General features: G+C 59.8%; 28 protein-coding genes, 1 pseudogene and 1 riboswitch. Of the genes and pseudogenes, 17 read left to right on the plus strand and 12 right to left on the minus strand.

What is annotated here, in order from left to right:
* Positions 1-253: 253 nt before the first annotated feature.
* Genes ACOYW2_RS01625 through ACOYW2_RS01645 form a run of 5 tightly spaced genes read left to right on the plus strand, consistent with a single transcriptional unit; the run spans position 254 to position 2,585 of the window.
* Entirely contained in the window at positions 254-442 is a 189-nt protein-coding gene (locus ACOYW2_RS01625; protein ID WP_482769167.1) for a hypothetical protein, read from the plus strand.
* Between the two features lie 9 nt (positions 443-451).
* Positions 452-739: a PaaI family thioesterase gene (locus tag ACOYW2_RS01630; RefSeq protein WP_482769168.1), complete on the plus strand. Its 288-nt coding sequence runs from the start codon at positions 452-454 to the stop codon at positions 737-739.
* A 21-nt stretch (positions 740-760) separates the two neighbouring features.
* On the plus strand, positions 761-1,834 hold the full coding sequence (locus ACOYW2_RS01635) for a patatin-like phospholipase family protein (protein ID WP_482769169.1): 1,074 nt from the start codon (positions 761-763) through the stop codon (positions 1,832-1,834).
* Positions 1,831-2,355 carry an acyl-ACP thioesterase domain-containing protein gene (locus ACOYW2_RS01640; protein WP_482769170.1) on the plus strand — a complete coding sequence of 175 codons (525 nt, stop codon included), beginning with the start codon at positions 1,831-1,833 and terminating at the stop codon, positions 2,353-2,355. The genes ACOYW2_RS01635 and ACOYW2_RS01640 overlap by 4 nt, the downstream gene beginning before the upstream one ends.
* Positions 2,352-2,585 carry a hypothetical protein gene (locus ACOYW2_RS01645; protein ID WP_482769171.1) on the plus strand — a complete coding sequence of 78 codons (234 nt, stop codon included), beginning with the start codon at positions 2,352-2,354 and terminating at the stop codon, positions 2,583-2,585. The genes ACOYW2_RS01640 and ACOYW2_RS01645 overlap by 4 nt, the downstream gene beginning before the upstream one ends.
* Here ACOYW2_RS01645 and ACOYW2_RS01650 read toward each other — a convergent pair.
* The 3 genes and pseudogenes from ACOYW2_RS01650 to ACOYW2_RS01660 form a co-directional block, all read right to left on the minus strand.
* Positions 2,582-3,901: a putative bifunctional diguanylate cyclase/phosphodiesterase gene (locus ACOYW2_RS01650; RefSeq protein WP_482769172.1), complete on the minus strand. Its 1,320-nt coding sequence runs from the start codon at positions 3,899-3,901 to the stop codon at positions 2,582-2,584. The two genes, ACOYW2_RS01645 and ACOYW2_RS01650, sit on opposite strands and share 4 nt — an antisense overlap.
* A gap of 200 nt (positions 3,902-4,101) precedes the next feature.
* Positions 4,102-5,061 (minus strand): annotated as a pseudogene (locus tag ACOYW2_RS01655) (PAS domain S-box protein); the annotation flags it as partial.
* A 76-nt stretch (positions 5,062-5,137) separates the two neighbouring features.
* Complete coding sequence (locus ACOYW2_RS01660; protein ID WP_482769173.1) at positions 5,138-5,608, minus strand: CHASE4 domain-containing protein; 471 nt, start codon at positions 5,606-5,608, stop codon at positions 5,138-5,140.
* A gap of 469 nt (positions 5,609-6,077) precedes the next feature.
* Here ACOYW2_RS01660 and ACOYW2_RS01665 point away from each other — a divergent pair, with 469 nt between their 5' ends.
* From ACOYW2_RS01665 to ACOYW2_RS01675, 3 genes are all read left to right on the plus strand, one after another.
* Positions 6,078-6,857, plus strand: a complete 780-nt coding sequence (locus tag ACOYW2_RS01665; protein WP_482769174.1) for an acyl-CoA dehydrogenase family protein — start codon at positions 6,078-6,080, stop codon at positions 6,855-6,857.
* 626 nt (positions 6,858-7,483) lie between these two features.
* Positions 7,484-7,804: an ArsR/SmtB family transcription factor gene (locus ACOYW2_RS01670; protein WP_482414951.1), complete on the plus strand. Its 321-nt coding sequence runs from the start codon at positions 7,484-7,486 to the stop codon at positions 7,802-7,804.
* Between the two features lie 372 nt (positions 7,805-8,176).
* Positions 8,177-9,544, plus strand: coding sequence for a diguanylate cyclase domain-containing protein (locus ACOYW2_RS01675; protein WP_482769175.1), 1,368 nt, complete (start codon positions 8,177-8,179; stop codon positions 9,542-9,544).
* A 16-nt stretch (positions 9,545-9,560) separates the two neighbouring features.
* Here ACOYW2_RS01675 and ACOYW2_RS01680 read toward each other — a convergent pair whose 3' ends face one another.
* From ACOYW2_RS01680 to ACOYW2_RS01690, 3 genes are read right to left on the minus strand one after another with little or no spacing between them, the layout of a single operon-like run.
* Positions 9,561-9,902: a DUF190 domain-containing protein gene (locus ACOYW2_RS01680; RefSeq protein WP_482769176.1), complete on the minus strand. Its 342-nt coding sequence runs from the start codon at positions 9,900-9,902 to the stop codon at positions 9,561-9,563.
* A gap of 30 nt (positions 9,903-9,932) precedes the next feature.
* Entirely contained in the window at positions 9,933-10,133 is a 201-nt protein-coding gene (locus ACOYW2_RS01685; protein WP_482769177.1) for a CrcB family protein, read from the minus strand.
* A gap of 23 nt (positions 10,134-10,156) precedes the next feature.
* Entirely contained in the window at positions 10,157-10,315 is a 159-nt protein-coding gene (locus ACOYW2_RS01690) for a hypothetical protein (protein ID WP_482769178.1), read from the minus strand.
* Between the two features lie 116 nt (positions 10,316-10,431).
* Positions 10,432-10,516, minus strand: a riboswitch (Fluoride riboswitch).
* Between the two features lie 337 nt (positions 10,517-10,853).
* Between ACOYW2_RS01690 and sqr the strand changes: the two genes are divergently transcribed.
* Both sqr and ACOYW2_RS01700 read left to right on the plus strand, forming a co-directional pair.
* Positions 10,854-12,104: a type III sulfide quinone reductase, selenoprotein subtype gene (sqr, locus tag ACOYW2_RS01695; RefSeq protein WP_482414955.1), complete on the plus strand. Its 1,251-nt coding sequence runs from the start codon at positions 10,854-10,856 to the stop codon at positions 12,102-12,104.
* A 10-nt stretch (positions 12,105-12,114) separates the two neighbouring features.
* Positions 12,115-12,795 (plus strand): DUF1641 domain-containing protein, encoded by a 681-nt coding sequence (locus ACOYW2_RS01700; RefSeq protein WP_482414956.1) that lies wholly within the window; start codon positions 12,115-12,117, stop codon positions 12,793-12,795.
* Between the two features lie 53 nt (positions 12,796-12,848).
* Here ACOYW2_RS01700 and ACOYW2_RS01705 read toward each other — a convergent pair whose 3' ends face one another.
* Complete coding sequence (locus ACOYW2_RS01705; RefSeq protein WP_482414957.1) at positions 12,849-13,259, minus strand: RrF2 family transcriptional regulator; 411 nt, start codon at positions 13,257-13,259, stop codon at positions 12,849-12,851.
* 125 nt (positions 13,260-13,384) lie between these two features.
* On the opposite strand from ACOYW2_RS01705, the gene ACOYW2_RS01710 reads away from it, so the two are divergent.
* The 3 genes from ACOYW2_RS01710 to ACOYW2_RS01720 all read left to right on the plus strand — a co-directional run bounded on the left by ACOYW2_RS01710 (position 13,385) and on the right by ACOYW2_RS01720 (position 14,594).
* The gene (locus ACOYW2_RS01710; protein ID WP_482769179.1) at positions 13,385-13,582 is read left to right on the plus strand and encodes a hypothetical protein; all 198 of its coding nucleotides are present in this window, start codon (positions 13,385-13,387) and stop codon (positions 13,580-13,582) included.
* Positions 13,582-13,794 (plus strand): hypothetical protein, encoded by a 213-nt coding sequence (locus ACOYW2_RS01715; RefSeq protein ID WP_482769180.1) that lies wholly within the window; start codon positions 13,582-13,584, stop codon positions 13,792-13,794. Before ACOYW2_RS01710 ends, ACOYW2_RS01715 begins: the two co-directional genes overlap by 1 nt.
* A gap of 101 nt (positions 13,795-13,895) precedes the next feature.
* Positions 13,896-14,594: a DUF554 domain-containing protein gene (locus tag ACOYW2_RS01720; protein ID WP_482414959.1), complete on the plus strand. Its 699-nt coding sequence runs from the start codon at positions 13,896-13,898 to the stop codon at positions 14,592-14,594.
* Between the two features lie 172 nt (positions 14,595-14,766).
* On the opposite strand, the gene ACOYW2_RS01725 is transcribed toward ACOYW2_RS01720, so the two are convergent.
* The 4 genes from ACOYW2_RS01725 to ACOYW2_RS01740 form a co-directional block, all read right to left on the minus strand.
* Entirely contained in the window at positions 14,767-16,209 is a 1,443-nt protein-coding gene (locus ACOYW2_RS01725; protein ID WP_482769181.1) for a monomeric [FeFe] hydrogenase, read from the minus strand.
* A gap of 297 nt (positions 16,210-16,506) precedes the next feature.
* Positions 16,507-16,758: a citrate/2-methylcitrate synthase gene (locus ACOYW2_RS01730; RefSeq protein WP_482421452.1), complete on the minus strand. Its 252-nt coding sequence runs from the start codon at positions 16,756-16,758 to the stop codon at positions 16,507-16,509.
* The gene (locus ACOYW2_RS01735) at positions 16,647-16,880 is read right to left on the minus strand and encodes a citrate/2-methylcitrate synthase (protein ID WP_482769182.1); all 234 of its coding nucleotides are present in this window, start codon (positions 16,878-16,880) and stop codon (positions 16,647-16,649) included. Before ACOYW2_RS01735 ends, ACOYW2_RS01730 begins: the two co-directional genes overlap by 112 nt.
* Complete coding sequence (locus ACOYW2_RS01740) at positions 16,792-17,778, minus strand: citrate/2-methylcitrate synthase (RefSeq protein ID WP_482769183.1); 987 nt, start codon at positions 17,776-17,778, stop codon at positions 16,792-16,794. The genes ACOYW2_RS01735 and ACOYW2_RS01740 overlap by 89 nt, the downstream gene beginning before the upstream one ends.
* 734 nt (positions 17,779-18,512) lie before the next feature.
* Here ACOYW2_RS01740 and ACOYW2_RS01745 point away from each other — a divergent pair.
* The gene (locus ACOYW2_RS01745) at positions 18,513-19,271 is read left to right on the plus strand and encodes a TIGR04219 family outer membrane beta-barrel protein (RefSeq protein ID WP_180136925.1); all 759 of its coding nucleotides are present in this window, start codon (positions 18,513-18,515) and stop codon (positions 19,269-19,271) included.
* A gap of 62 nt (positions 19,272-19,333) precedes the next feature.
* On the opposite strand, the gene ACOYW2_RS01750 is transcribed toward ACOYW2_RS01745, so the two are convergent.
* Positions 19,334-19,585 (minus strand): glutaredoxin family protein, encoded by a 252-nt coding sequence (locus ACOYW2_RS01750; protein WP_180136924.1) that lies wholly within the window; start codon positions 19,583-19,585, stop codon positions 19,334-19,336.
* Between the two features lie 354 nt (positions 19,586-19,939).
* Between ACOYW2_RS01750 and ACOYW2_RS01755 the strand changes: the two genes are divergently transcribed.
* The 3 genes from ACOYW2_RS01755 (at position 19,940) to cbiR (ending at position 23,252) form a co-directional block, all read left to right on the plus strand.
* On the plus strand, positions 19,940-20,560 hold the full coding sequence (locus ACOYW2_RS01755) for a hypothetical protein (RefSeq protein WP_180136923.1): 621 nt from the start codon (positions 19,940-19,942) through the stop codon (positions 20,558-20,560).
* Positions 20,561-20,706: 146 nt separating this feature from the next.
* The gene (locus tag ACOYW2_RS01760) at positions 20,707-22,479 is read left to right on the plus strand and encodes a diguanylate cyclase (RefSeq protein ID WP_482769184.1); all 1,773 of its coding nucleotides are present in this window, start codon (positions 20,707-20,709) and stop codon (positions 22,477-22,479) included.
* Entirely contained in the window at positions 22,479-23,252 is a 774-nt protein-coding gene (cbiR, locus tag ACOYW2_RS01765) for a cobamide remodeling phosphodiesterase CbiR (protein ID WP_482769185.1), read from the plus strand. The genes ACOYW2_RS01760 and cbiR overlap by 1 nt, the downstream gene beginning before the upstream one ends.
* The last annotated feature ends 307 nt before the right edge of the window (positions 23,253-23,559 follow it).

The following is a 23,559-nucleotide window of genomic DNA, read 5'->3' on the forward strand; positions in this document are numbered from 1 at the left end:
GCCTCCGGCGGCCAGGGGATGATCCCCTGGACCCCAGGTTGCGGATGTCCTCTCCCTTCGTTCCTCAGGGCGAGGACACCCGCCAAGGTTTTGGGGAATTTCGGCTAAACCTGTTTATCAACCTTTTTAAAAGGTTGACCCCCGGCAGGGCCGCCGGAGGCGTTTTTAATGCGTTAACCCTGCCGGTGCCATGGCACCGGCTGAACAATATAACCAACGTGATGAATCTGTACTTGGAATTGGGAGAGAGAAAATGACAGAGACACAGTGGAAGTCCCTTGAGGGGGTGGATCGGGAGTGTTTTGCCTGTGGGACGGAGAACCCCCACGGCCTGAAGATGAGCTTTGAGTCCAACGGGGAGCAGCTTCGCTCCTTTCTCACGGTGAGGCCTCGGTTCAGGGGGTGGAGCAACCTGGTGCACGGGGGGATCTTCACCACGTGACGCCAGACGATGAGCTGGACCGCCATCCACCTGACCGAGCGGTTCATTCTTACCAAGGGGATGAACGTGGCCTTTAAAAAGCCCGTGCGCGTGGGGACGCCCCTGGCACTGAGCGGCATCATCAAAGAGCGGCTCAGTGAGCGAAAAGCCAGGGTGGTGGCTGAGATCCGCGATGAAGAGGGGGACGTGTGCGCCTCGTCCGAAGGAGAATTTGTGCTGTTTACCAAGGAGGAGTTCGGGGCCATGGGCATCATGTCCAATGAGGAGCTGGAGACCATGGCAGCATCCATGGGATGATTTTAAGTGAAAGGAGAACACATGGCAGGCGAGTTGTTGATTCTGGCGGGCCACAGGGCCTATGGGCGGATCCGGGAGGAGGGGCTCTCCCCGGACGATATCTCCATGGTGGTGGGGGCATCCGGGGCGGCCAAGTGGCTGGTGCTGCACGGGCTGGAGTCGGCGATTTTCGGCCGGTGGTTTCACGGTCGAACAAAACCCCTTCACCTGTTCGGGGCACCTCGATGGGTGTGTGGAGCGGGCCTGGCCGCCCGCACCCACCCGGAAGGGGCCTTTGACAGGCTGGCCCAGGCCTATATCCACCAGTATTACTCGGGCAAGGTGACGCCCCGGCAGGTGAGCGACGAGGCCCACCGCATCATGGACACCTGCCTGGGGCCGGGAAAGGCCGAGGAGATCCTGGCCCATCCCTATTGCAGGCTCCACCTCTCCACAGTGCGCTGCCGGGGGCCCCTTGCCTCGGACCACCCCCTGGCCATGATCGCAGGCATTGCCGGGGCCTGGGGGGCGAATCGGATCTCCCGTGAGCTGTTCCGGGCCCAGTGCCGTCCCACCTTGTTTTTTGATCCCCGGGATGTGCCGCCGTTTTCGGAAAACGGCGAATTCACGGGCGGTGCTTCGGCCCTGACGCCGGAGAATCTTCGGCAGGCCCTTTTGGCAAGCGGTTCCATCCCCTACATCATGGAAGGGGTGCGGGACATTCCCGGAGGGCCCAAGGGCGTGTACCGGGACGGCGGGCTGTTTCACTATCACCCCGCCTTTGATTTTATGAACGGGGAAAAGGGCCTTGTGCTTTACCCCCACTTTTACAGCGACGTGACCCTGGGCTGGTTCGACAGGAACCGTCCCAGCCGCATGGCAGGGGGGGCTCTGTTGTCCGATGTGGTGCTTCTGGCGCCTTCGCCCTCCTTTGTGGCTTCCCTGCCCCTGGGGCGGATTCCGGACAGGCGGGACTTCAACCGTCTTGCGGGCCGGGACGACGAGCGCGTCTCCTTCTGGGAGACGAGCGTTGCCATGGGAAAGGTCTTGGGCGAGCAATTTCTGGAGGCATCTGCCTCCGGGCGTATTCGAGAGTTGGTAAGGAGGATTCCTTGACAGGCAGTGAGATAAAGAGGTTTGAGATCTCATTTCAGGTTCCCTCGTGGGACTGCGGTCCAACGGGGCGCATGGTTCCTGCGGCCATGCTGCGTTACTTTCAGGAGGGGGCCATGCGCCACTCGGACGCCGTCCACGGGGCCTTTGACCGGGTGGGCGAATTTGGCCTCTTCTGGGTCATGGCCGGCATGCGGGTAGAGTTCGAGACCCTTCCCATGCGAGGAGAGTCGGTGCACATCACCACCTGGCACGGCGGCAGGGGACCCCTTCTGTTCTATCGCGCTTTCAAAGCCGTGGGAGATGACGGAAGGCCCCTGGCCTCTGGCGTGAGCAGCTTTGCCCTGGTGAGCCTTGAGACCCGCAGGATGGTGAGGACCTCGGCCTTTCCCGTGAAGGTCCCTGTGTGTGAGCTGGGGGCCGACGAGGTCTGGTGCCGGAACGCCTCGGGTCCATGGAGGTACCCGAGGAAGGACTGCACTGGCAGGCGGGCTTCCGGGACCTGGACATCAACGGGCATGTGAACAACGTGCGTTACGCCGAGTGGATTCTGGAGAGCGTGCCCCCGGAGGTGCTGATGAACGGCGCGCTGGCCCGCCTGGAGCTGGAGTTCAAGAGTGAGATCCGGTTCGGGGAGAGGCTGCGGTCCGTGGGGGTGGGGGCGGACACGCCCGGCCTGTTTGAGCACGCCGTGGTCAAAGAAGGCGATGTCCTTGCCTGCAGGGTGGTTCCGCCGCGTCCGGCAGCAACTTAGCCCGGCGGCAGGGTGTCCTTCAGGTGGGGGAATTCCGGCACGGGAACCGGCGGTGACCAGAGATAGCCCTGGGCCGAAGGGCAGCCGATGGATTCCAGGTAAGCCCGCTGCCACTCCTCTTCCACCCCCTCGGCCACCACGTGGATGTCGAAGTGGGTGCCGATTTCCACGATGGTGGCAAGGAGAAACCGGCTTTTTTCGTCTTCGGGGACCAGGGCGGCGATAAAGGAACGGTCGATCTTCAGGGTGTCCACCGGCATGTTCCGAAGGTAGTTGAGGGAGGAGTAGCCGGTACCGAAGTCGTCCAGGGCGATGGAGATGCCCATGGCCCGCAGCCGATCCAGGGCGGCCACAGCCCCGGAGAGATTTTTCATGATGGCGGTTTCCGTCACCTCAAGTTCCAGCCACCCGGGCTCACAGCCCGTCTTTTTCAACATCTCCATCACCCTGTCCGGGAGCCTGTTGTCCCTGAAGTGCCACGCCGAGACATTGAGGGCAAGGCGCAACGGGGGCTTGCCGGCCAGGGCCTCGCGCTCTTTGTTCCATATCGCCACCTGGGTGCACCCGGTTTCCAGCATCCACATATCCATGGGCACGATGAGGCCGTTGCGTTCGGCACAGGGGATGAACTCCGCCGGGGAACAGATCCCTTTCTGGGGATGGCACCACCGAATGAGCCCTTCCATGCCGAGGAGGGTGTGATCCACCATGTCGACCCGTGGCTGGATGTACATGGAAAACTCCTTTTTTTCCACGGCGGTGCGCAGGTCCTGTTCCATCTCAAAGCTTTGCCTGGCGTCCCGGTCCAGGCGGTGGGTAAAGAAGCTGTAGGTATCCCCCTGCTGCTTGGCGCGGTACATGGCAAGGTCGGCGTTCCGGATGAGAGTTTCTGCATCTTCCGCATCATCCGGGAATCGTGAGACCCCGATGCTCAGGGTGACGTGGAGTTGGGTGGCGCCGAGGGCAAAGGGCGCTCCGAAGGCGTCCTCCAGGCGGTAGAGGATGGCAAGGATGTCCTGGGTGCCCCGGATCTCTTCGGACAGGACGATGAATTCGTCGCCCCCCATGCGGGCCACGGTGTCACTGGTGCGCATGGTGCTCACCAGCCGCTGGGCCACCAGGGTGAGGAGCTTGTCGCCGCAGGGGTGGCCCATGGTGTCGTTGACGCTTTTAAAACCGTCCAGGTCGATGAGGAACAGGGCGATGGGGCGCTGCTTGCGCCGGGCCACGTCCAGGGCGTGGGTGAGGGTCTCTTCAAAAAAGCGCCGGTTGGCAAGGCCCGTGAGGCTGTCGTAGAACGCCTGGCGGCGCAGCATCTCTTCTGCCTTTTGTGGCGATGTTCAGCTACCGTAGACGTGTTCCTCGGGTCCCCGGCAGGCGCATGATGCGGCTGCCGTGTGCGTCCCCCCGGCAGGTCGTGGAAGTAGGAAGAAACCACCACGTCGTCTTCAAAAAGCAGATGCCGTTTTTTTTTCCGACAGGTAGGCCTCGATCCTTTCGCGGCTTCGGTGTTGAGAAATTCAGACCAGTGCTGCCCCTGAAGCTCCAGGGGGCTTCCGGCTCCGGAGTACCGGAGGAACTCCCGGTTGAGCTTGGCGATGTGGCCGGTGGCCGAGAAGAGGACACTGGGTGTGGCGGAGTTGTGAAACAGGGTGCGGTAATGGGATTCGGAACGTTTGGCGTCTTCCAGGGCCGACTCCAGGGCCTGGATGTCCGTGAAGGTTTCGATGCGAAACGGTGTGCCGTGGTAACTGGTGGCAGTGGTGGCCCGAAGGACGTGGCGGGGCGAGTCCCCCCGGAGAATGCCTTTTTCCTGGTGAGGGCCTCCGGGCCTGTGTTCTCCGCTGCCCGAGAGGTGGAACAGCTCGTCGGCTCGGTGTCCCACCAGCTCCTCCCGGGTTTTTCCCGTCATCTTCTGCATGCAGGTGTTGGCCTCATGGATGGTGTCGGAGCGGGCATCAATCATGAGGATCCCCACATTGAGGGCGGTGAGGATGTTCTGGTTGAGGTTCTCCTCTTCCACGATGCGCTTGAAGACCTCGTTGATGTCCATGGCCAGGGCCGAGAGTTCGTCGTTTCCACGTGGCTGGACGTTTTCTACCGGGGTCCTCGGTGCCGCCACAGGGGCCACCTGGTGGCGCAGGAAAAGGAGTCGTTTGAGCAGGGTCCGCTGGATGAGCAGGTAGGTGAGAAGGCTCAGCATCAGGCCGGTAAAAAGGATGCCGCCTTCGGTGAGGTTGACAAGGTTCCTGCCGGCAAGGGCGATGGTGGCGCTGCCCGTCAGGGTCAGTGTTACGGCGTCCCGGCCCGTATTGCCGGGGAGAGAGCCGGTGCAGAAGTAGTGGGACCGGTTGTCCGTGAAGGCGAACCGGATGGTGGCCGACGCCGTGGAGGCCGGGTGGGCGGCAACGGTGATCCTGGTGTCCGGTTCGGGAAAAAGGTCGGCAAAGAAGGTGTCGCTGAGTTTCTGCACCATGATGAGCCAGCCACGGGACGGGCCGGTTTCATCGCTTCGAAGGATCGGGGTGCCAGCGATGAATGGAAGTGGTTTCTCAAACGCAAACCGGGGGCAGTGTGGCGTCCGCCCTCAGGCCCCTGAGTTCCCGGAGCAGGTCGCCGATGGTTTGGGCCAGAAATGGTGGCGGGGGCGCCATGGTTTGTGCTGAGTGATCGTAAAAGCCTTCCCACCGCGGTTCGCCTTCAAGGGGAAAAAAACCGATGTAGCACAGGCTGGCGTCCACATACGTGTCTGCCATCAGGTTGCTCTCCATGAACCACGGGGCCTGGTGGTCCATAAAGGCGTAGGTGTCGTTCCAGGAACCCCAGTCCCTGGTGAGCATGTGCAGGTTGTTTCGGCTGTTGTCCAACAGACGAAAAACAAAGCTGAGGCGGCTACGCGCCCTGTGCTCTTCAAGGGTGCTGAAGCGGGTTGTGATGGTGCGATCGGCAAGCTGGTAAAAGAGGCCGATGGAGATCACCACTGCGATGAGAATCGAGAGAATTGTTTTCTGGCGAATACCCATGGGGCCCCTTGTGATTTATCCCGGGTAAGGGACGGCGCAGGCTGAACCCGGGAAGGCCGAGTAGATGTGCCGATATGGCCTCGACCCCGACGTGCGTGGCGGTGAGATCGCTGCGTCCAAATGAGGACACGGCGCAAGCGACCTGTGTGCAGACATGTTGTTGGTGGAGATGGCATTTATTTTAGCCTGAACCGCAACATGGGTCAAAGGGAAACGCGGGGGCGAATGGGCCGGGGATGATTGGTGATTTTAATGGCGATCCGGTTGGCATACGGGTGTTTTTTTGAGAGAAACGGGCGAAATACATCTCTATGAGCAGAGGATGGGCCTTGCTAAGGAGCGGTGTTGCAGGTACCCTGAATCTATTTCATATGTGTAATGAGTAGGTGCAGCAACATCATCATATCGTATCAATCTGCGGACTCCGGCAAAAAGGGGGGAGCCGCCATGACGCAACGGGGGGAAAGGCATGACCATGTGGATGGATGAGGGCATCACGCGTTTTTCAGAACAGGCAGCCAGGTTGTGGGCCGATGGGGAGGGGCTTGGGGACGAGGTCCTGTTCGGCCGCCTCTGGAAACTTGCGGCCGGGGCCGGATTGTGCCGTGTGGGCATCCCCGAGGCCTACGGTGGAAGGGGCGGGGCCGGGCCGGAGATTTCCGAGATGGTACGGCGGCTCACCCTGGCCACGGGGAACCTGGGGCTTCCCCTTGCCCTGATGATTTCCCAGCTGGTGGCCCATTTTATGCTGGGGGCCCTGGGCAGCGACTCCCAGAAAGCAGCCTGGCTTCCTCCCATGGCTGAAGGGCGCTTCCCTTCGGCCTTTGCTGTGTCCGAACCCAAAGTAGGGGCCCATCCGGGTAAGCTCACCACCTACGCCGAGAGAGTCGACGATGGGTGGCGTCTCACCGGCATGAAATCGTACATCTCCAATGGGCCCCTGGCTGGCCTTGCGGTGATGGTTGCCGTGGTCGGGGAGGAGAAGGGGCGAAAGCAGTTCAGTGCCTTGACTGGCAATTGTGACACGCCGGGTGTGGAGCGCTCCGATGCCATGGCCCTGCCTTTTCTGCGGCCCTCCCTTCACGGGAATATCCGCCTCGACGGGGTGGCCCTGGGCACGGGCTCGGTGCTGGGCAACCCGGGAAACGCCTACCGTGAGCTTGTGCTTCCCTTCAGGCGCTTCGAAGATGCCATGATGACTGGCGTGGACAGTGCCTCGTGGTTTGCGTCAGGTGCCATGCTGTGGTGATGTTTGACGATGCGGTCTGTTAGAGTGCCGAAATGGAGTCCGATGCCACGGCTCTCTAGGGATTGCGCGGTGAGCCGTGGCCGCGACGGCGGGCTGAGGTCGCCCGCTCTGCCGCAGCGCGTACCACGGCCCTTCTCATCATTTCCGGCAGGTGGCGGCTGTTGCCAGGCCTGGTGATGTCCCTTGAGGAGGCCGGGCGGCCTTTACCCGGCAAGTCGTGCCGTCATCTCCGGTCACCTGCGACATCGGGAATTGCCGCAAACATCGCCAGGGCAAAACAGGTCAAGCTCGGCAGGGCCTGCCTCACTGGAGAGGCGGAACCCTATTTTTAAATGAATCATTGAATAAAAAGTTCATTGATCTATAATTGACCGGGTAGAAAGTGTATTTGAACGCCCCGAAGGGAGACGCATGCCTGTGTCACGGTGACGGGCTGAAAGGCGTCGGCTCTTTTAATTGCTTGACCTGGTCTATGCTTGAAGTGTAAACAATGATAACTTAGCGGGAACATGGTTAATGACAGGGCAGGTTTCGCGCGGAGGGCCGGGGGCGACCGCAGCGAGAAGCGCCCTGAATGGACGTCATCAAACATGTAAGGAGAGGTTTTTTTAATCACAGGGGGGAGCATGGAACTCAACGCACATAGCGTGCTCACGGAACATGACGTGGCAGCCAAGCGTCTTGCCGAACTGGGCAACGGAACACGTCTTGCCATCATTCGGTATCTTGTCAACGAAGGGCCGGAAGGTGTGCCGGTGGGGCAGGTTCAGAAAGCCCTGGGAGTACCGCCTTCGACCTTGTCCCACCACATTGCACGCCTCATATCTGCAGGCCTTCTGCGCCAGGAGCGGAACAGCCGCACCCTGTATTGCCATGCCGAGGTGTCGGCCATTGATTCCCTGGCTTCGTATATCCGCTCCGCCTGCCTGAGCCCGGAAGCCGTATAAACGAGTCGGTGGATACCCGTTATGTCCATGGTGTAGCCGGGGCTCGGTACGATGATCACGTCTCTGTCCCCCCCTTATCCCTTTCAAGGACCCACCATCCAGGATGTTGCCCAATGGCCCTTCTGCCATGGCCCGCTACCGTTCCGTGTTGACAGACGGTTGGGCATGGGAGACTTGGCATCTCTGCCGCTGGATAGCGTTCGTCACAACCCTGGGGCTGCCGCCGCCCCTGTCCTTGTCATGAACCTGCCGACACGATATGATTAAACGATCAATCCGTTTTTTCGTCGCGATATGTCGTATCGTGTAACGAAATCATTGAATCGTCCACCGGAATACGCAGGGTGGGGTCATCCGTGAGGGGGAGGTGTTGTGAAACGATTCACAGACAGCCGCGTGTTCATTGCAGGGGTCTCTTTGCTGTGTTTTTTGCTTCTTGCAGGGGGCAGCGAGTGCCTGGTTTACCTTGGAAAGGATCGCTGGCAGGCCCGGGAACGGGAGGCCTTGATCAAGGAGGCCGGCCGGGTTCGAACCCTTCTGGAGTCTGAGATCAACACCACCCTGAACCTGAACCTGGGGCTGGTGATCTACGTGGCCACCAACCCGGAGGTGCAGCCCGAGACCTTTGAGGTCATTGCCCGTCGCCTGATCCGAAGGACCCCCCATATCCGCAATCTCGGCCTGGCCAGGGATAACGTCATCACCCACATCTACCCCCTGGAGGGGAACGAAGCGGCTTTGGGCTTTCGTTACAGGGAGAGCGAGGCCCAGTGGCCCATGGTGGAGCGGGCCATTGACACCCGGCGGACCGTGGTGGCAGGTCCCGTGGAACTGGTGCAGGGGGGGCGGGCCATCATCAGCAGGAGCCCCATTTATCTTACCGACGGGGACAACTCGTATTGGGGAATCTCCAGCATGGTGATGGATGTGGACTCCCTTTATGCGGCCAGCGGGCTCATGGATGCCGGTTCCCTGGTGTATGCCCTGAGGGGAAAAGATGGCATGGGCGCCCAGGGAAAGGTGTTTTACGGGGACCCGGCCCTGTTTGAACGCAGTGACGCGGTCCAGCTTCCCATTTCTCTTCCGGTGGGGACATGGCTCCTGGCGGCGGCGCCTTACCGGGGCGCCGTTGTCTACAAAGCCGAGGGATTCCTCCGTGCCTCCGGGCTTGGGCTCTCCCTGGTCATCACGGCCATGTTGTACGCCCTTCTCTCCTCCCTTTCCAGGATCCGTTACCTGGCCCACCACGACCCCATTACCGGGTTGCCCAATATCCGGTATTTCGAGGCCTACATCAAGCAGCTGATCACCGTCAATCTGTATAAGGATGAACCCTTTGCCCTTTTCTATATCGACCTGGACCGCTTCAAGCCCATCAACGAAGCTTACGGCCACAAGGCGGGGGATCGGGTTATGAGGGATGCGGCGGAGCGGCTTAAGGAGGTGGCTTCGGACGAGGCGCTGGTATGCCGCATGGCGGGCGATGAATTCGTGGTGGTGATTGAGACGGTGCGAACGCGTGAGCAGGCCAATGCAAAAGCAGATGAATTGACGGAAAGCCTGGTGAGGCCCTACACCCTTGCGGGCAGAGGGGATGTCTCCATTGACGCGCGGGTAGGGGTGAGCCTCTTCCCGTCCCAGGGCGTGACCTCGGAGATTCTCATCCGGGAAGCGGATCTGGACCTCTCCTTAAGAAAAGGGGAGCCCTTCCTTGCCACCGAGGGACAGACCGAGGCCTGATCTGCCCCTTTTTTCCCTATGACTTCGTACCGTCCCGGTAGGCGATGACCTCAATGGTCTCCCGGGTAATCATCCCTTTGACCAGAACGGACTCCAGATCCGTAAGAAAATCCTCAATGCGATGGGGGCGATCCACGATCTCCACCACCACAGGCAGGTCCTCGGAGAGACGCAGGATTTTGTCCGTGTGGATGCAGCTGCTCGCCCCGAAGCCCATATGGCCGCGAAATACCGTGGCGCCTGCCATTTTTTTCCGCCTGGCCTCTTCGACAATCCACTGGTACAGGGGCGACCCCATGTGGCGGGCCTGGTCTCCGATGTAAACTCTCAGACGCTGTGCTTCCTCTTGAATGGGCATGGTGCCTCCTGACGTAACGGTTCCGGTTGATCAGATCAGGCGGGCCAGGGCGGCACCTGCGGCAAACAGGGCGAGGCCTGCTCCTACCTGAAAGACGATGTTTCCCATGGCCACCCACCATTGGGCTCCCACGGCCAGCTGGCCGGTCTCCGAAATAAAGGTGGAAAAGGTGGTGAAAGCCCCCATGAATCCGGTGAGGATAATGGTACGGGTTTCGGCACCGATGACCATACGGTCGGCCCCCAGTGTCCAGATCAGTCCGAAGAGGAAACATCCGATGATTCCTCGCCATCATCCAGGGAAACCTGCGCGCCTCCGGCGAGGCGTTGAACCAGACCTGCCAGCCCGTATCTGGACAGGGTGCCCAGGGAACCGGCCGCAGCAATGCAGAGAAGTTTCTGATAGAGGATCATGGTGTGGAATCTCCCAGTGATGCCCGGCAGGGTCTGCCGGGATTTTTACGCATAAAAAAACCCGCAGTCGGCGGGTCTGTCTGGCAGCTGGATGCCCCCGGACAGACACAAAGGTACCGTCGGCAGGAGTCATCAGCCCAAGGGCAGTTTGTTCCGGTGCAAGGTCGCCGGATGCTGGGGAACTCCATCCCCGTGAAGATGTCCTAACCTTACTGGAAGGGGGGCGGTTCGTCAAGGCAGACGGCGGAGGGAGGCAAGGCCCGAAGGGCCACTTAATGGGAAATAGGCGGGGCATTTTGCAAGGCATGAAGGCCCCTTGGAGTCGCTGAGGCGCGTTGTTTTTCGGCGGCTTTTTTTTGTGGGGTTACTGTATAAATCCCTAAAAAATATTGACAATCAGAAGCTCTGGCGGTAAAAGCTCAATCCATATGCATTGGTTCTATATTATGTTAATGTATATCAACCAAGTATACTTAGCGGGAGAGAGGTGGCACAGCCGAGTCGCAGCGGCGTGCGAAACCATAACGCAGAGGAAGCTATGAAAAAGATTGTCATTCTTGGTTCCGGAGCCGGTGGAACCATGGCCGCCGCCCATCTGAGAAAACAGCTCAGCGTCGACGAATGGCGCATCACCATTGTCGATAACGATGAAGAGCACCACTACCAGCCCGGTTGGCTGTTTATTCCCTTTGGCATCTACACCCGTGACGATTGCGTGAAACCGAAGCGGGACTTCATTCCCAAAGGGGTGGAGTTCCTTCTGGACGAGGTGGTGGGGATCAATCCGGACCAGAACTACGCGGAAACCAAAGCCAACGGAAAGCTCCCTTATGATATCCTCATCGTTGCCACCGGGTGCGATATCGCACCGGATGAAGTGGAAGGCCTGGAAGAGTGGAAGGCCGACCCGGAAGGCAACGAGCACACCATCTTCAGCCTCTCAGGGGCCCTGGCCCTTGCCAAGCGCCTGAAGCGCTTTGAAAAGGGCAAGCTGGTGTTCAACATCGCGGAGATGCCCCACAAGTGCCCGGTGGTCCCCATGGAGTTTGTTTTCCTTGCGGACTGGTACTTCAGGGAGAACGGGGTGCGCGACGACGTGCAGATCGAGCTGGTCACCCCCAACACCGGCATTTTCACCAAGCCCATTGCCACCAAGGTGCTCTCCAAGACCGCCGAGGAGAAGAACATCCTGGTCAAGCCCAACTTCGACCTGGCCGAGGTGGACACGGCAGGCAAGCGCCTGATCTCTCCCTCGGGTGAGACGGCCGATTACGACCTCATGGTCTCCACCATGCCCAATCTGGGGGCGGATTTTATCGACGAGTCCGGCCTGGGAGACGGCATGGGGTACCTCATGACCGATCACCACACCCTCAAGTCCGTGAAGTACGACAACATCTATGCCGTGGGGGATGTCTCCAACGTGCCCACCTCCAAGGCGGGGTCCGTGGCCCATTACCAGGCGGAGCTGGTCACCGAGAACATCCTGCGGGAGATTGAGGGGCTGGAGCCCAAGGCCTCCTTTGACGGCCACTCCACCTGCTTTATCGTCTCGGGTTACGACAAGGCCTTTCTCTTTGACTTCAACTACAAGACCGAGCCCCTTCCCGGCAAGTACCCCTTCCCGGCCCTGGGACCCTTCGACCTTGTGGGGGAGTCCCACATGAACTACTGGGGCAAGATGATGTTCAAGTGGGTGTACTGGAACCTGCTTCTCACCGGTAAAGAGTTGCCCCTGGAGCCCCAGATGTCCATGGCAGGCAAGTTCTGGCCCGCATTCGCCAAGTAGGAGGGGCCACATGACCAACGAGGAACTGATACTACAGAAACTTGAAAAGCTCGATCGCCTGGAAGAACAGCTGGCCCCCATCATCCAGGGCCACAAGGCCCGCACCGAGCTCATGGCGGACCTGGCCCCCCTGGGGCGTCAGGCCGCCGACCTGGTGACCCGGGGCCTTCAGGAGGTGGAAACCAGCGTTCAACTCGACGATGTGTTGGAGCTGCTCACCATGGTGGCGCGCAACACGCGCAACTTTTCCTATGCCCTGCGCCAGTTCGAGAGCCTCCTGGACTTCATGAAGGACATGGCGCCGCTGATGAAATCCACGGTGCCCAAGCTCGTCACGTATCTGGATACCCTGGATCAGCGGGGTGTGTTCCGGGTTCTGAAGATCTGGATGGTGGATTTCAGGGAGAAGATCGCCGCCAACTACGGCCCGGAGGAGTCCGAAGAGATCATCGACGGCATCGTGGCCTTCATCGGCCTTGCCAGGACCCTCTCCGATCCGAAGGCTGTTGAATTCCTGAGGCGCGCCGCAGCCCTCCCTGGCCTGGTGGACCTGGACAACGCTCCCAAGGTGGGACCGGCCGGTCTTGCCGTGGCAAGCTTCAGCGACGAGATGAAAGAGGGACTCGGGGTGGTGGTGGAACTCACCAAGGCCCTGGGGAAACTCAAGGATAGCGAAGACGAAAGCGAGTAAGCTTTCTCATCGGCGGGATAAGAACAGGGCGGTCCATTCAGGGCCGCCCTTTTTTAACTGTGGGGATCCATGAGGTCGGAGATTGTGACCTGGTCGAGGTTGGCGTACAGAGCCTCGGTGGCCTCTTTCCATGCCTGGCGGAACCTGCAGCTGGGGGCCTTGATGCAGGTCTCCGGCGAGCTGATGCACTCCACAAGCTCGTCCTGCCCTTCAAAGAGGCGCACCACGCGGCCCAGGCTTATCTCCTCCGGGGGGACGTTGAGCACATGGCCGCCCTTGGGCCCTCGCACGCTCCGCACAATACCGGCCAGCCGCAACAGGCGAATCAACTGCTCCAGGTATTTCATGGGAATGTCCTGACGGCGTGCGATTTCGCTGACCTGAAGGGGAACTTGCGTGGCATGGTGCCGGGCAAGCTCAACGAGGATGCGGGCACCGTAACGACTTTTCGTGGAGAGTTTCATGGGGATCCTTGGATGTGACGATTCATATCAACAAAGTCAAGTTAATGGAGTTCCCGCAGACGTGTCAATGTTTTTATGGGGCTCCGGTTTCTATGGGCCGGCCCCCGGGCAACAGGAGGAAAAAGATGCCGGATGCTTACCTCGTAGAGATTCACAGATTTCTCGCCGAGAAAAGAAAGGAAGCCATAAAGGGCCTGGAAGGGGCGGACGACGCGCTGACGCGGGCCTTCTACAGGGGAATGCTTGATGAGGTGGCGGCCATGACGGCCCACGTTACGGAGAGATACAACATGGCGTTCCGTGATTACGGGGAGGCCGTGTAATGAGCCATACCCATCTGATCGAACTCTACAGCTACATCGACGCAAGGCGCAGCAACGCAGAGACCCTGCGCACGGAGGCCGGGGCCTCCGATGTCGACCGTGAAGCGGCCCGGGGGGCAGAGACCTTCCTTGCCGATACCGCGGCGTTTCTTTCGTCCCGCTACCACGGCAAGCTCCCCAAGCGGCTTCGCGCCAGGCACCTTCCCCGGTAACTGTTGACGTTCCCGGCAATTGTGCCTTTTTGGTCCCTTTTATCTGTGATATGAAACATGGTTTTTAAGTTATAGATATGCAGAAGGAAAGGGGAGAGCCCATGCTCGGTACGATTGTCAACGCATGCGCCATTGTGGCAGGGAGCCTTACAGGCCTGGTGTTCAAAGGCGGCATCGCCGAAAAATACAAGGAGACGGTGATCCATGCCGTGGCCCTGGCCGTGGTCCTTGTGGGGCTTAAGGCCGCCTTTGCCTCGGAGGCCCTCCTCGTGGTGATTCTCTCGCTGGTCATCGGCGCCCTCATGGGCGAGTGGATGGATATCGAAGGCCGTCTCCAAAGGCTCGGGGAGTGGCTGGAGACAAAGGTTCCCGGTGGCGAAGGGTCCCTTGCCAAAGGATTTGTCACGGCCAGCCTGGTCTTCTGCGTGGGCTCCATGGCCATTGTGGGAGCCCTTGAGAGCGGGCTCACCGGCAACCATCAGACCCTCTACGCCAAGGCCATTTTAGATGGCATCATCTCCGTGATCTTCACCACCACCATGGGCATCGGCGTGATCTTCTCCGCCGTGGCCGTCTTCATTTACCAGGGAAGCATCACCCTCACCGCCACGGTCATGAAGCAGTTTCTCACCCCTGAGGTGGTGGCCCAGATGACCTCCGTGGGCGGCCTTCTCATCCTCACCATCGGCCTCAACATGCTTAACGTCACCAAGATCCGTGTGGGCAACATGCTCCCTGCCATCTTCCTGCCCCTGATCTGGTTCATCGCCAGGGGCGCCTTGCCTCTCTTTTCTTTTTAAATCATGCCTCCGGCGGGTCGCTTTTTGAAAAAAGCTCCGCAAAAACGTTCCAGTTGCCTCGTCTTCCGGCGCCCAGGGCCGGAAGACGAGGCCGGTCCACATGATTCGTAGAGCCTGTTTGTCAAACTTTTCAAAAATTTGGCCCCCGGCTGGGCCGCCGGAGGTACGTTTTTTAGCCCTTGATCCCCCTGGGGCTCTCTTTCAAAAATACCTGGAGTTTTCTTCCCGCCTTTTTGCCGGGCTCCACGCCCGAGGGACCGGCGATGCAGCCACCTTCACATCCCATGATCTCCACAAAATTGCCCGGGCATTTCTTTGCATAGGATTTCAGTTTTTTCACCGACCGCTTGTCCAGGCCGTTGACGGCCACAGGCTCTATGGCAGCGCGTTCCCCGATATAGGCCTTGATGCCCTCGGTGACGCCGCCGGAGACGGGAAAGCCGCGGCCCTCGGCCAGGCCTGCCAGGTCAAAGTCGGTGTCCTCGCACTGGAGGATCTCGATGTTGCGCGCGGCCAGCAGGGCCCTTAGTTCCCGGAAGGTGAGGACGTGGTCCACAAAGGGATCGTCCGAGGCCTCTTTGCGTTTGGCCACGCAGGGGCCGATGAAGACGGTGACGTCGTCGGGGGCCTCTTCCTTGGCGGTCTGGGCCGTGTAGTGCATGGGGGTTCGGGTGTCCGAGACAAAGGGCTTGAGTTCGGGCAGGTGTTTTTCCACGCACTCGGTGTAGGCTGGGCAGCAGGAGGAGGTCATGAAGGGCGCGCCCTCTTCCATGCGTTCCACAAACTCGTCGGCCTCAAAGGCAGCGGTCTTGTCGGCTCCTGAGGCCACCTCAAAGACATGGGAGAAACCGGCGGCCTTCAGGGCGCCCACGAGCTGTCCCATGGTGGAAGGGGTCTCCCCAACGATGGCCGGGGCCACCAGGGCGGTGACGCGTTTGCCCTCGGCCATCTCGCGGATGACGTCCACCAGCTGGGAACGTTCCAGGATGGCGTTGAAGGGGCAGGCGGCCAGGCATTTTCCGCAGAAGATGCACTTGTCGTAGTCAATCGTCTCCTTGCTGTTGCTCATCTTGGAGATGGCCCCGGTGGGGCAGGACTCCTCGCAGGGGATGGGGATGCGTACGATGGCGTGATAAGGGCAGACATCCATGCACTTGCCGCACTGGACGCATCGGTCCGGGTCGATGATGGACTTGCCGTTGACGAGTTTTACGGCACCCTTGGGGCAGACATCCACGCAGGCATGGGTGAGGCACCCACGGCAGGCGTTGGTGGCCTCGTAGCGGGTGCGCACGCAGCCGTTGCAGGCTTCGTCGATAACCGTCAGCACGGGGTTGGGGGCGGACTGGCGGGAGAGGCTTAACTCCGCGTATCGGGAGAGAGGCACCATCTCGTCTTCTTCCTCTTCGATGCCGAAGCCCAGAAGGGCCATGAGCCGGTACTTCAGAATGGCTCGGTCCCTGTAGACACAGCACCGGGAGTGGTCGCCGTCCCGGGGGCGCATCTCAACGGGGATGCGGTTGACGGTGTCTGAAAAGTCCTGGGAATCAAAGGCCCGGATGAGGCGGACCATGAGCTCAAAGTGGGTGGTGTCACTGTAATTCTTGAAAAACACGGGCGGTTCCTTGGGTTTTGGGTCTGTCTGTGATGCATGTGGCGTAACGCCGTATACGTGCATCCATTGCCCTGTATGTAGCACAGGCTTCTAAGGAAACATGTCGCCTCGGGGACAGGACGCACAAGAAAGCCGCCCTCCACACTCTGGCCCAACGGCCGTGGAAGAGGCTTGTGAACATCATAAAAAATCAAAGCGGTTGTATATCGGATTGCCCCGGGTCGGGTCAATACCGGATTGGGGCTTGCGGGGAAGGGACGCAAAAACGCCCCCGGCCCACAGGCGGCCTGCGTTAGGTTATCGCTTGTTGATGGGGACGTAGTCGGTGGCAATGTTGCCGGTGTACACCTGGCGGGGCCTGCTGATCTTCCAGTTGGGGTCGTCGGCCCCTTCCTTCCACTGGGAGATCCAGCCGGGCAGTCGGCCGATGGCAAACATCACGGTGAACATCTCCGTAGGAATACCCATGGCCCGTAAGACAATGCCGCTGTAAAAGTCCACGTTGGGGTAGAGGTTCTTGTCGATGAAGTAGGGATCGGTAAGAGCCACCTCTTCGAGCCTGGCGATGTCCAGCGGGGTGTTTCACCTTGAGCTTGAGCAGCCATCTGACACGTCTTCATGATCCTGGCCCGGGGGTCGTAGGTCTTGTAGACCCTGTGGCCGAAGCCCATGAGGCAGAGGTAGTAGCTCTCCTCGGCCCGCCTGGCCGGCATCCTCGATGTCCGCGCCGCTCTTGTGGATGTTGGTGAGCATCTCGATGACCGCCTGGTTGGCTCCGCCGTGGAGGGGCCCCCAGAGGGCGGCGATGCCTGCGGAGATGGCTGCGTAGAGGTTGACGCGCCCGCTGCCCACCACGCGGACAGCCGCCGTGGAGCAGTTCTGCTCGTGGTCGGCGTGGAGGATCCAGAAGACGTTCAATGCCTCCACGATGTCCGGGTCGAGCTCGTAGGGCCGCACCGGCGAGTGAAACATCATGTTGAGAAAGTTGGCGCAGTAGGAGTAGTCCGCCCGGGGGTAGACCACCTTGTGGCCCCGGGAGATCCTGTAACTCATGGCCGCCATGGTGCGGATCTTGGAGAGGAGCCGCAGGAAGGTGCGGTTGATGCCTTCCGGGTCCGTGTCTTCGAGTTCCGGGTAGAAGCTTCTCAGGGCGTTGATCATGGCCGAGAGAATCCCCATGGGGTGAGCCCGCCTGGGGAAGTTCTGATAGAAGATCTGCATGTCTTCGTGGATGAGCGAGTCATCGTTAAGCTGAACGCTGGTGCGGGTGAGCTCCTGTTTATTGGGGAGTCTTCCGTTGATGAGAAGGTAGGCGGTCTCGACGAAGCTGGAGTGCTCGGCAAGCTGTTCCACCGGGATGCCGCGATAGCGCAGAATGCCCTTTTCGCCGTCCATGAAGGTGATGGCGGACGTACAGCTGCCCGTGTTGCCGAACCCGGGGTCCATGGTGATGTACCCGGTTTGCTGGCGCAGTTTGGTAATGTCGAAGGCTTTTTCCCCTTCAGATCCCTCAATCACGGGGAATTCGTAGGTCTTTCCCTCGATGATCATTTTTACCACTTCAGACATGGTATTCCTCCTTTTAACGGTTGCCCTGCGGGGCTGTGCGGATACAGCTTCGGGAAGGTAAAAAGAGTTAGGCTGGGAAGACTCCGGCCGTGCTGGTTTTTTCGTTAAGCGGGCGGATGCGGTCAGCCAAAGGTGCGGTTCAGCCGCATGCTCATGATTCTCCGACAGGTGGTTCGGGGCAACGTGTTTCGGGTGTCCGGGTGACGCGACCGGATACCGAAATGGCGTTGTTCAAGGCGTGCCATCAAGTGTTCCACGAAAAGACTATCCCCATAGATCCGTGGAGTGAGGCCCCGTGCATGCACGATTGCTCTGCGCATGTCGTCTATTTAGGTCTTCCGCCCTTGGGTCGGCTCGGTGATAAAACAGTCAATCATCCCATTTGCGTGCCTTTTAAGGGTGCAGGGGGGATCCGTTTCATTTTCATTTCGTGTTGTTGATCATTGCTAATGAGCCTGTCAGAGTGAGGTCAACGGCCTAAAATATCTGATTCATCCTTTGCGGTCAAGGGGTTCACGCGTTCTCTTTCCGGAGACGCGCTTTTTTTCATGGGCCGCGCAAAGAAGATGAAAGCTTGTTATTTAAGCGGTATTCGGCTATTTTGACCTGATTTTACGATGGCATCTGGCTTATAAACGAAATGCCTCAAGGATTGATGTTCCCGGACGATATAGGGGACAACGGGGATGTCCCGCCATAATGATCGGCCCAAAATGATGGAGGAAACAATACGTATGAAACGATGGTTATTCATTCTGCTTGCAGTGGCAGCTGTGATGGTGCCCGGGCGCTCCTTTGCGCTCCTCGGGCTGGTAAGTGTGGAAGGGGCTGTGGGAGGGTTCATGCCGACTCCGTCCGGTGACTTCCAGTACAACGGCGGAACCAGTGGGGATGTGGAATCCATTCTGGGCTTTGACGACGAGGTGTTCCCCGCGGCCCGCCTTCGGGTGGAACTTCCCCTGGTGATTCCCAATGTCTACCTCATGACCACCCCCATGGAGTTCGAGGGGAATCTCACCGAGGAGTTCAAATTCGGGGACGACACCTTTACCGCCAACTCCGAAACCAAGCTGACCCTTGAGCAGTATGACATCGGCCTGTTCTACGGGGTCCCCTTTGTGGGGCTGGCCACCCTGGGCCGTGTGGGCCTGGACGTGGGCCTCAACGTGCGGGTGCTTGACATGGAAGCCGAGATGACCGACTCCGTGTCCAGCGAGACACGCACCGAAAGCGTCACCGTACCCGTTCCCATGCTGTTTGTGGCAGGCCAGCTCAACCTCATCGGGGGCTTTGCCCTGGAGGCGGAAGTCAGGGGCCTGGACGTGAGCTATGCCCGCATCATCAGTGCCATCGGCCGCGTGAAATACAACACCATGGGGCCGTTTTTCGTGGCCGCCGGGTACCGCCACGAAGAGGTGGAGGTGGATGAGGACGACTTTGACGTCGACCTGACCTTTGCCGGACCCTTTGCCGAGGTGGGATTCTCCTTTTAGCCCGGTCCTCAGCGTTGGTGTGATGATATGATCAAAAGCGGCCTCCTTTGGGGGCCGCTTTTTTATTGGACGCCCATCTCCCTGAGGTCCGCCTCAAGGGCGGCTTTGTTAAAGACCTTGCCCCTTCGCCATACACCCTTGTACTCCAGGGTGGGCACCACCCATTCCCCGCCGTTGATCTCCGAGACCTTGTCCACGATCTCCTTTGGCGCGGTTTCGATGTTAATGGAATCAAAAGGGATATTCTGTTCTTTGAGGTAGGCCTCTGTCTTGATGCAGTGGGGGCACCAGGAGGCGGAGTAAACTTTCAGCATGGGTTTCCTTTCTTAAAAAACGTCGGGCCCGGAGGGGAAGGGGCCTGGCGTTTCGTCATTCCGGTATTGTTGATCTTTTCCGGTAAGTGTGGCAGTGTGTTTTCCAGTTGATTTTTAAGGCATCCCGTAAGCAACGTACCGACTCCGTTGCAGATGACCCTGGCGTGGAGAGGTTTACCGGGGAAGTATATCATACTTACAGGGCCGTCCGGAAAAAGTCGACGCCTGAAAATGACCGAATCCCTGTCCGGAGTCACCCACATCATGCGGATGTCAGCAAGGCTGTCCTCGGCAGCGGGGCGGCAACGGCGGGTTTCGTCGCCAATTCATATTCAACTTGTACAGGAATTCTTCATGATGAAAAGAGTATCGATCATCGCTGCCTCCCTTTTTATGATTACCGCTTCCCTGTTGTCTTTCGGGTCCTCGGCATCTGCCGAGGGGCTCAGCCTGGGGATCTCAGCCAACAACCGTGCCGTGGGAACCAACGCCAGCATGTTGACGAGCAGCCCCCTGGGGACCCTTGAGGTCGGCGCTGGGCTGATGTACAACGAAGACCGTTACACCATCGGCAGTGGCCTTGTCAGCGTGAAAAGCGACAACCTCACCCCCGGACTCCGTTACGGCCTGGGCTTCAAGTACGTTCTGGGCTCCATGAAGAACAAGGCAAAGACCGAACGGGCCGACCTCAGCGCCCTGGGCTTCAACCTCGGCGCCGGCTACGAGCTGCCGGCCACCATCAACCCCTTTAACATTCCCATCGAGGTGACCGGCGACATGACCCTTGCCCCCGAATCCATCACCTTCGATGAGACCAAAGGGTACATGGATTTCACCGTGGGCCTGCGCTTCTACCTCATCGAAAATGCCTACCTGACCCTTACCCACACCTATATCGACGCTGAATTCGACACCGGGAATTCCTGGAGTCGCTACATCAATGAAACCATGTGCGGCGTGGTGCTGACTTACTGATCCGTCAGCGCGTGCAGTGACGGGAAAGCATGTGAGGGTCGGCCACCGGGTGGCCGACCCTTTTTTTATGGCGAGCAGGGCACTCTTCGGATTCAATGGACCTGCCGTGCCGCCGACCCATTTGCCTGACGAGGCAGGAGTGATCGATGGAAGAAAAAGAAGGAACGGGCCTGGGGCTGAGAGCCCGCATCACCATATGGATCTCTGGGGTCCTTGTGGTCATGGCCCTGTTCTTTTATGCCTTTGTGCATTATCAGACACGGTCCGTTTACACAGCAACCCTTGATGGGGCCCTGCTGGCCTGGGGAGAGGGTGCCTCTCCGTCGGGTACGGTGCGTGCCGACGGGGCCCTTTCCATGGGAGGGCTCGTCCAGGGGGAGGGAACCCCGGAGACGTGGGCGCGATTCGGAAAGGCCACGGGTATCCCTGTGGCCGAGCTGGCGGCCCATGCGGACCTGCTGGCGGAGGCAAGGCGACAAGGCCGGGCCGTTGGCCGGACGGCAGCGCTGCCCAGCGGTACCGTTCGCCTGGTGGCCCTGCCCCCCGGGGAAGAGGGCGGCAGGGGCCGGTTGGTGTTTACTCCGGTTTTTGCCCGCCCCGGAGGCACCGAAGAGCTTGGATCCCGGTTTGCCGTGGCTGCGGTGTGTCTTTTCGGGGTTGTCCTGGTGGGTGGCTCTCTGTTCTCCTGGTTTTTGATTCGCCCCATTGAGGAGCTGCGGGATGTCTCGGAGAAGATTGCCGAAGGAAACCTTGACGAAGGGGTGCGGTTTTCAGGAAGCTCCGAGTTTGTCTCCCTGTCCCGGAGCATCAATCGCATGCGACGGGCCATTGCAGAGATGCTCCATGACTCCGAGGGCCAGAACCGGGCCCTGGCCGATAAGGGAAAAGAGCTCGAATCCTCCAACAAGGCACTGGAGCGGGCCATCTTCACAGCCAACCAGATGACGGCCGAGGCCGAGATCCGAAGCTATGAGCTGGAGCACGAAATTGTCCAGCGCCACCAGGCGGAAGAGGCCCTCAGGTCCAGTGAGGAGAAGTACCGGACCATCGTGGAGAACATGAAGGAGGGGTATTGCGAGGTGGACCGGGAGGGCTGTGTCACCTTTGTCAACACCGCCATGTGTGAGATCTGCGGGTACGAAGCAGACGAGATCCTGGGGATGCACAGGGGCCGGTTCATCGCCGAGGAGAGCCGGGACGAGGTGCTGGCCCGGTTTGCAAGGATCCTCAAAGGCGATGAAGAGATGGCCGAGTTCGATTACCCCATCATCCGAAAGGGTGGGGACCGGCGCCATATCGGCGTGTCGGTCTCCGTCATCCGGGACAGTACCGGCGAGCGCACCGGGTACCGCACCATTGTGCGGGACGTGGAGGCACGGAAACGCTACGAGCAGGAACTGATTTACATGGCCTACCACGATCCCCTCACCGGCCTGAAAAACCGGAAGGGCTTCTACGAACGCCTGGAGACGGATATCCTGAGGGCCAAGCGCTACGGAGGGCAGGTGGCCCTGCTCTACATCGACATCGATCGGTTCAAAGAGGTCAACGACACCCTGGGGCACGAGGCCGGAGACGAGGTCCTCCGGGAGATCACCCGGCGCCTGGTGGACAATCTTCGCCAGTGCGACTGCGTGGCACGGGTGGGCGGGGACGAGTTTGCCGTGGTCCTGGACAACGCCGACGGCTGCGATGTGGAGGTGGTGGTGCGCAAAGTGGCCGTGATTCTGGCCCAGCCATACAGCGCCGGAGGCAGGGACGTGGCCTATGTCTCTGGCAGCGTGGGGGTGGCCGTCTTCCCCGACGACGCAGTGACGGCAAGCGACCTGATCCGGTATGCGGACAGCGCCATGTACGAGGTGAAACGAAGCCGCAAGATCTCACGGTGCCACGGCCGTGTGAAAGGAGTGCATGCCTGATGGAATCCATACCGACAACCAGCTACAAAAACCGGTTTCCCTTTTCCCTTTCCGTGCCCTCCTGGCTTTACCCTGCGGGGTATGAGGAGAACGTGGCCCGCGTGGCCCCCTTTGTGGACGGGGTGGAGCTTCTCTTTTTCGAAGGCAGACCCGAGTGCCTGCCGGAGGCGAAAACCGTCCGGGCCCTTGCCTCCCTTCAGCAGGCCCACGGCCTCTCCTACAACATCCACATGCCCATCGACGAGAACCTGGCCTCGGTGGACCGTGCTGAACAGATCCGGTCCCTGGACGCCCACAAGCGGGTTTTCGAGTTGACGGCACCCCTTGCCCCGGTGACCCATACCGTCCACCTGGAGCGCCCTTCCGGCACGGATCCCGGGGCGTGGACGGAAGCCGCCCACAGGAGCCTTGAAGCCCTTGCAGGGGCCATGGACCCGGCCAGGGTCACCGTGGAGACCCTGGACTACGACCTGCTTCCCCTGGCCGACACCCTGGAGTCCATGGGCTACAGGATCTGCCTGGACCTGGGCCATCTGATTCACTTTGGCCTCCCCGTTGAAGAGACCATACGCCGCCTTGGTCCCCTATGCCGCATGGTTCACCTCCACGGCGTTGCCAACGGAAAAGACCACCGCGCCCTTCCCCTCATGGACCCTTCACTTTTTCACCGCCTCCTTCCCTTTTTGTGCTCCTACACCCACACCCTCTCCATGGAGATCTTCAAAGCCGCCCCTTGCTTTGAATCCATCGATTTTCTCGCCACCCATTTTTGATACCGCCAGCCTTTTACCTGTTTCCAGAAGAATGAAATGGGCATCTCCTGCAAAAGCGGTACCCCACGCGAATGCTCCGAAGCCGTTTGCGGGATGGTTGCCCCCATGCATTCGTCATAGGGTTTATAGGTGCCCCCGCCTGGCCGCCAAAGGCAGCCAAGTTAAAGACGCCTCCGGCGGCCCTGCCGGGGGCCAAACTTTTGAAAAGTTAGATAAACAGGTCTTGCTCGCTTATCCAGAAACCTTCGCGAATGTCCTCACCCTGAGGAACGAAGGGAGAGGGCATTCGCAACCTGGGGTTCAGGGG

It is taken from the genome of Desulfoluna sp. CLI2B (assembly GCF_056847375.1).

Bases quoted from the DNA above. Each gene is read 5' to 3' on its own strand.
- ACOYW2_RS01670 (WP_482414951.1), top strand. From the start codon at position 7,484: ATGGAACTCAACGCACATAGCGTGCTCACGGAACATGACGTGGCAGCC.
- ACOYW2_RS01690 (WP_482769178.1), bottom strand. From the start codon at position 10,315: ATGATCCTCTATCAGAAACTTCTCTGCATTGCTGCGGCCGGTTCCCTG.
- ACOYW2_RS01720 (WP_482414959.1), top strand. From the start codon at position 13,896: ATGCTCGGTACGATTGTCAACGCATGCGCCATTGTGGCAGGGAGCCTT.
- ACOYW2_RS01760 (WP_482769184.1), top strand. From the start codon at position 20,707: ATGGAAGAAAAAGAAGGAACGGGCCTGGGGCTGAGAGCCCGCATCACC.
- cbiR (WP_482769185.1), top strand. From the start codon at position 22,479: ATGGAATCCATACCGACAACCAGCTACAAAAACCGGTTTCCCTTTTCC.
- ACOYW2_RS01650 (WP_482769172.1), bottom strand. From the start codon at position 3,901: ATGCTGCGCCGCCAGGCGTTCTACGACAGCCTCACGGGCCTTGCCAAC.
- ACOYW2_RS01630 (WP_482769168.1), top strand. From the start codon at position 452: ATGAGCTGGACCGCCATCCACCTGACCGAGCGGTTCATTCTTACCAAG.
- ACOYW2_RS01740 (WP_482769183.1), bottom strand. From the start codon at position 17,778: ATGTCTGAAGTGGTAAAAATGATCATCGAGGGAAAGACCTACGAATTC.
- ACOYW2_RS01715 (WP_482769180.1), top strand. From the start codon at position 13,582: ATGAGCCATACCCATCTGATCGAACTCTACAGCTACATCGACGCAAGG.
- ACOYW2_RS01680 (WP_482769176.1), bottom strand. From the start codon at position 9,902: ATGCCCATTCAAGAGGAAGCACAGCGTCTGAGAGTTTACATCGGAGAC.
- ACOYW2_RS01635 (WP_482769169.1), top strand. From the start codon at position 761: ATGGCAGGCGAGTTGTTGATTCTGGCGGGCCACAGGGCCTATGGGCGG.
- ACOYW2_RS01660 (WP_482769173.1), bottom strand. From the start codon at position 5,608: ATGGGTATTCGCCAGAAAACAATTCTCTCGATTCTCATCGCAGTGGTG.
- ACOYW2_RS01755 (WP_180136923.1), top strand. From the start codon at position 19,940: ATGATGAAAAGAGTATCGATCATCGCTGCCTCCCTTTTTATGATTACC.
- ACOYW2_RS01750 (WP_180136924.1), bottom strand. From the start codon at position 19,585: ATGCTGAAAGTTTACTCCGCCTCCTGGTGCCCCCACTGCATCAAGACA.
- ACOYW2_RS01700 (WP_482414956.1), top strand. From the start codon at position 12,115: ATGACCAACGAGGAACTGATACTACAGAAACTTGAAAAGCTCGATCGC.
- ACOYW2_RS01625 (WP_482769167.1), top strand. From the start codon at position 254: ATGACAGAGACACAGTGGAAGTCCCTTGAGGGGGTGGATCGGGAGTGT.
- ACOYW2_RS01745 (WP_180136925.1), top strand. From the start codon at position 18,513: ATGAAACGATGGTTATTCATTCTGCTTGCAGTGGCAGCTGTGATGGTG.
- ACOYW2_RS01710 (WP_482769179.1), top strand. From the start codon at position 13,385: ATGCCGGATGCTTACCTCGTAGAGATTCACAGATTTCTCGCCGAGAAA.
- ACOYW2_RS01665 (WP_482769174.1), top strand. From the start codon at position 6,078: ATGACCATGTGGATGGATGAGGGCATCACGCGTTTTTCAGAACAGGCA.
- sqr (WP_482414955.1), top strand. From the start codon at position 10,854: ATGAAAAAGATTGTCATTCTTGGTTCCGGAGCCGGTGGAACCATGGCC.
- ACOYW2_RS01735 (WP_482769182.1), bottom strand. From the start codon at position 16,880: ATGGGCTTCGGCCACAGGGTCTACAAGACCTACGACCCCCGGGCCAGG.
- ACOYW2_RS01705 (WP_482414957.1), bottom strand. From the start codon at position 13,259: ATGAAACTCTCCACGAAAAGTCGTTACGGTGCCCGCATCCTCGTTGAG.
- ACOYW2_RS01685 (WP_482769177.1), bottom strand. From the start codon at position 10,133: ATGGTCATCGGTGCCGAAACCCGTACCATTATCCTCACCGGATTCATG.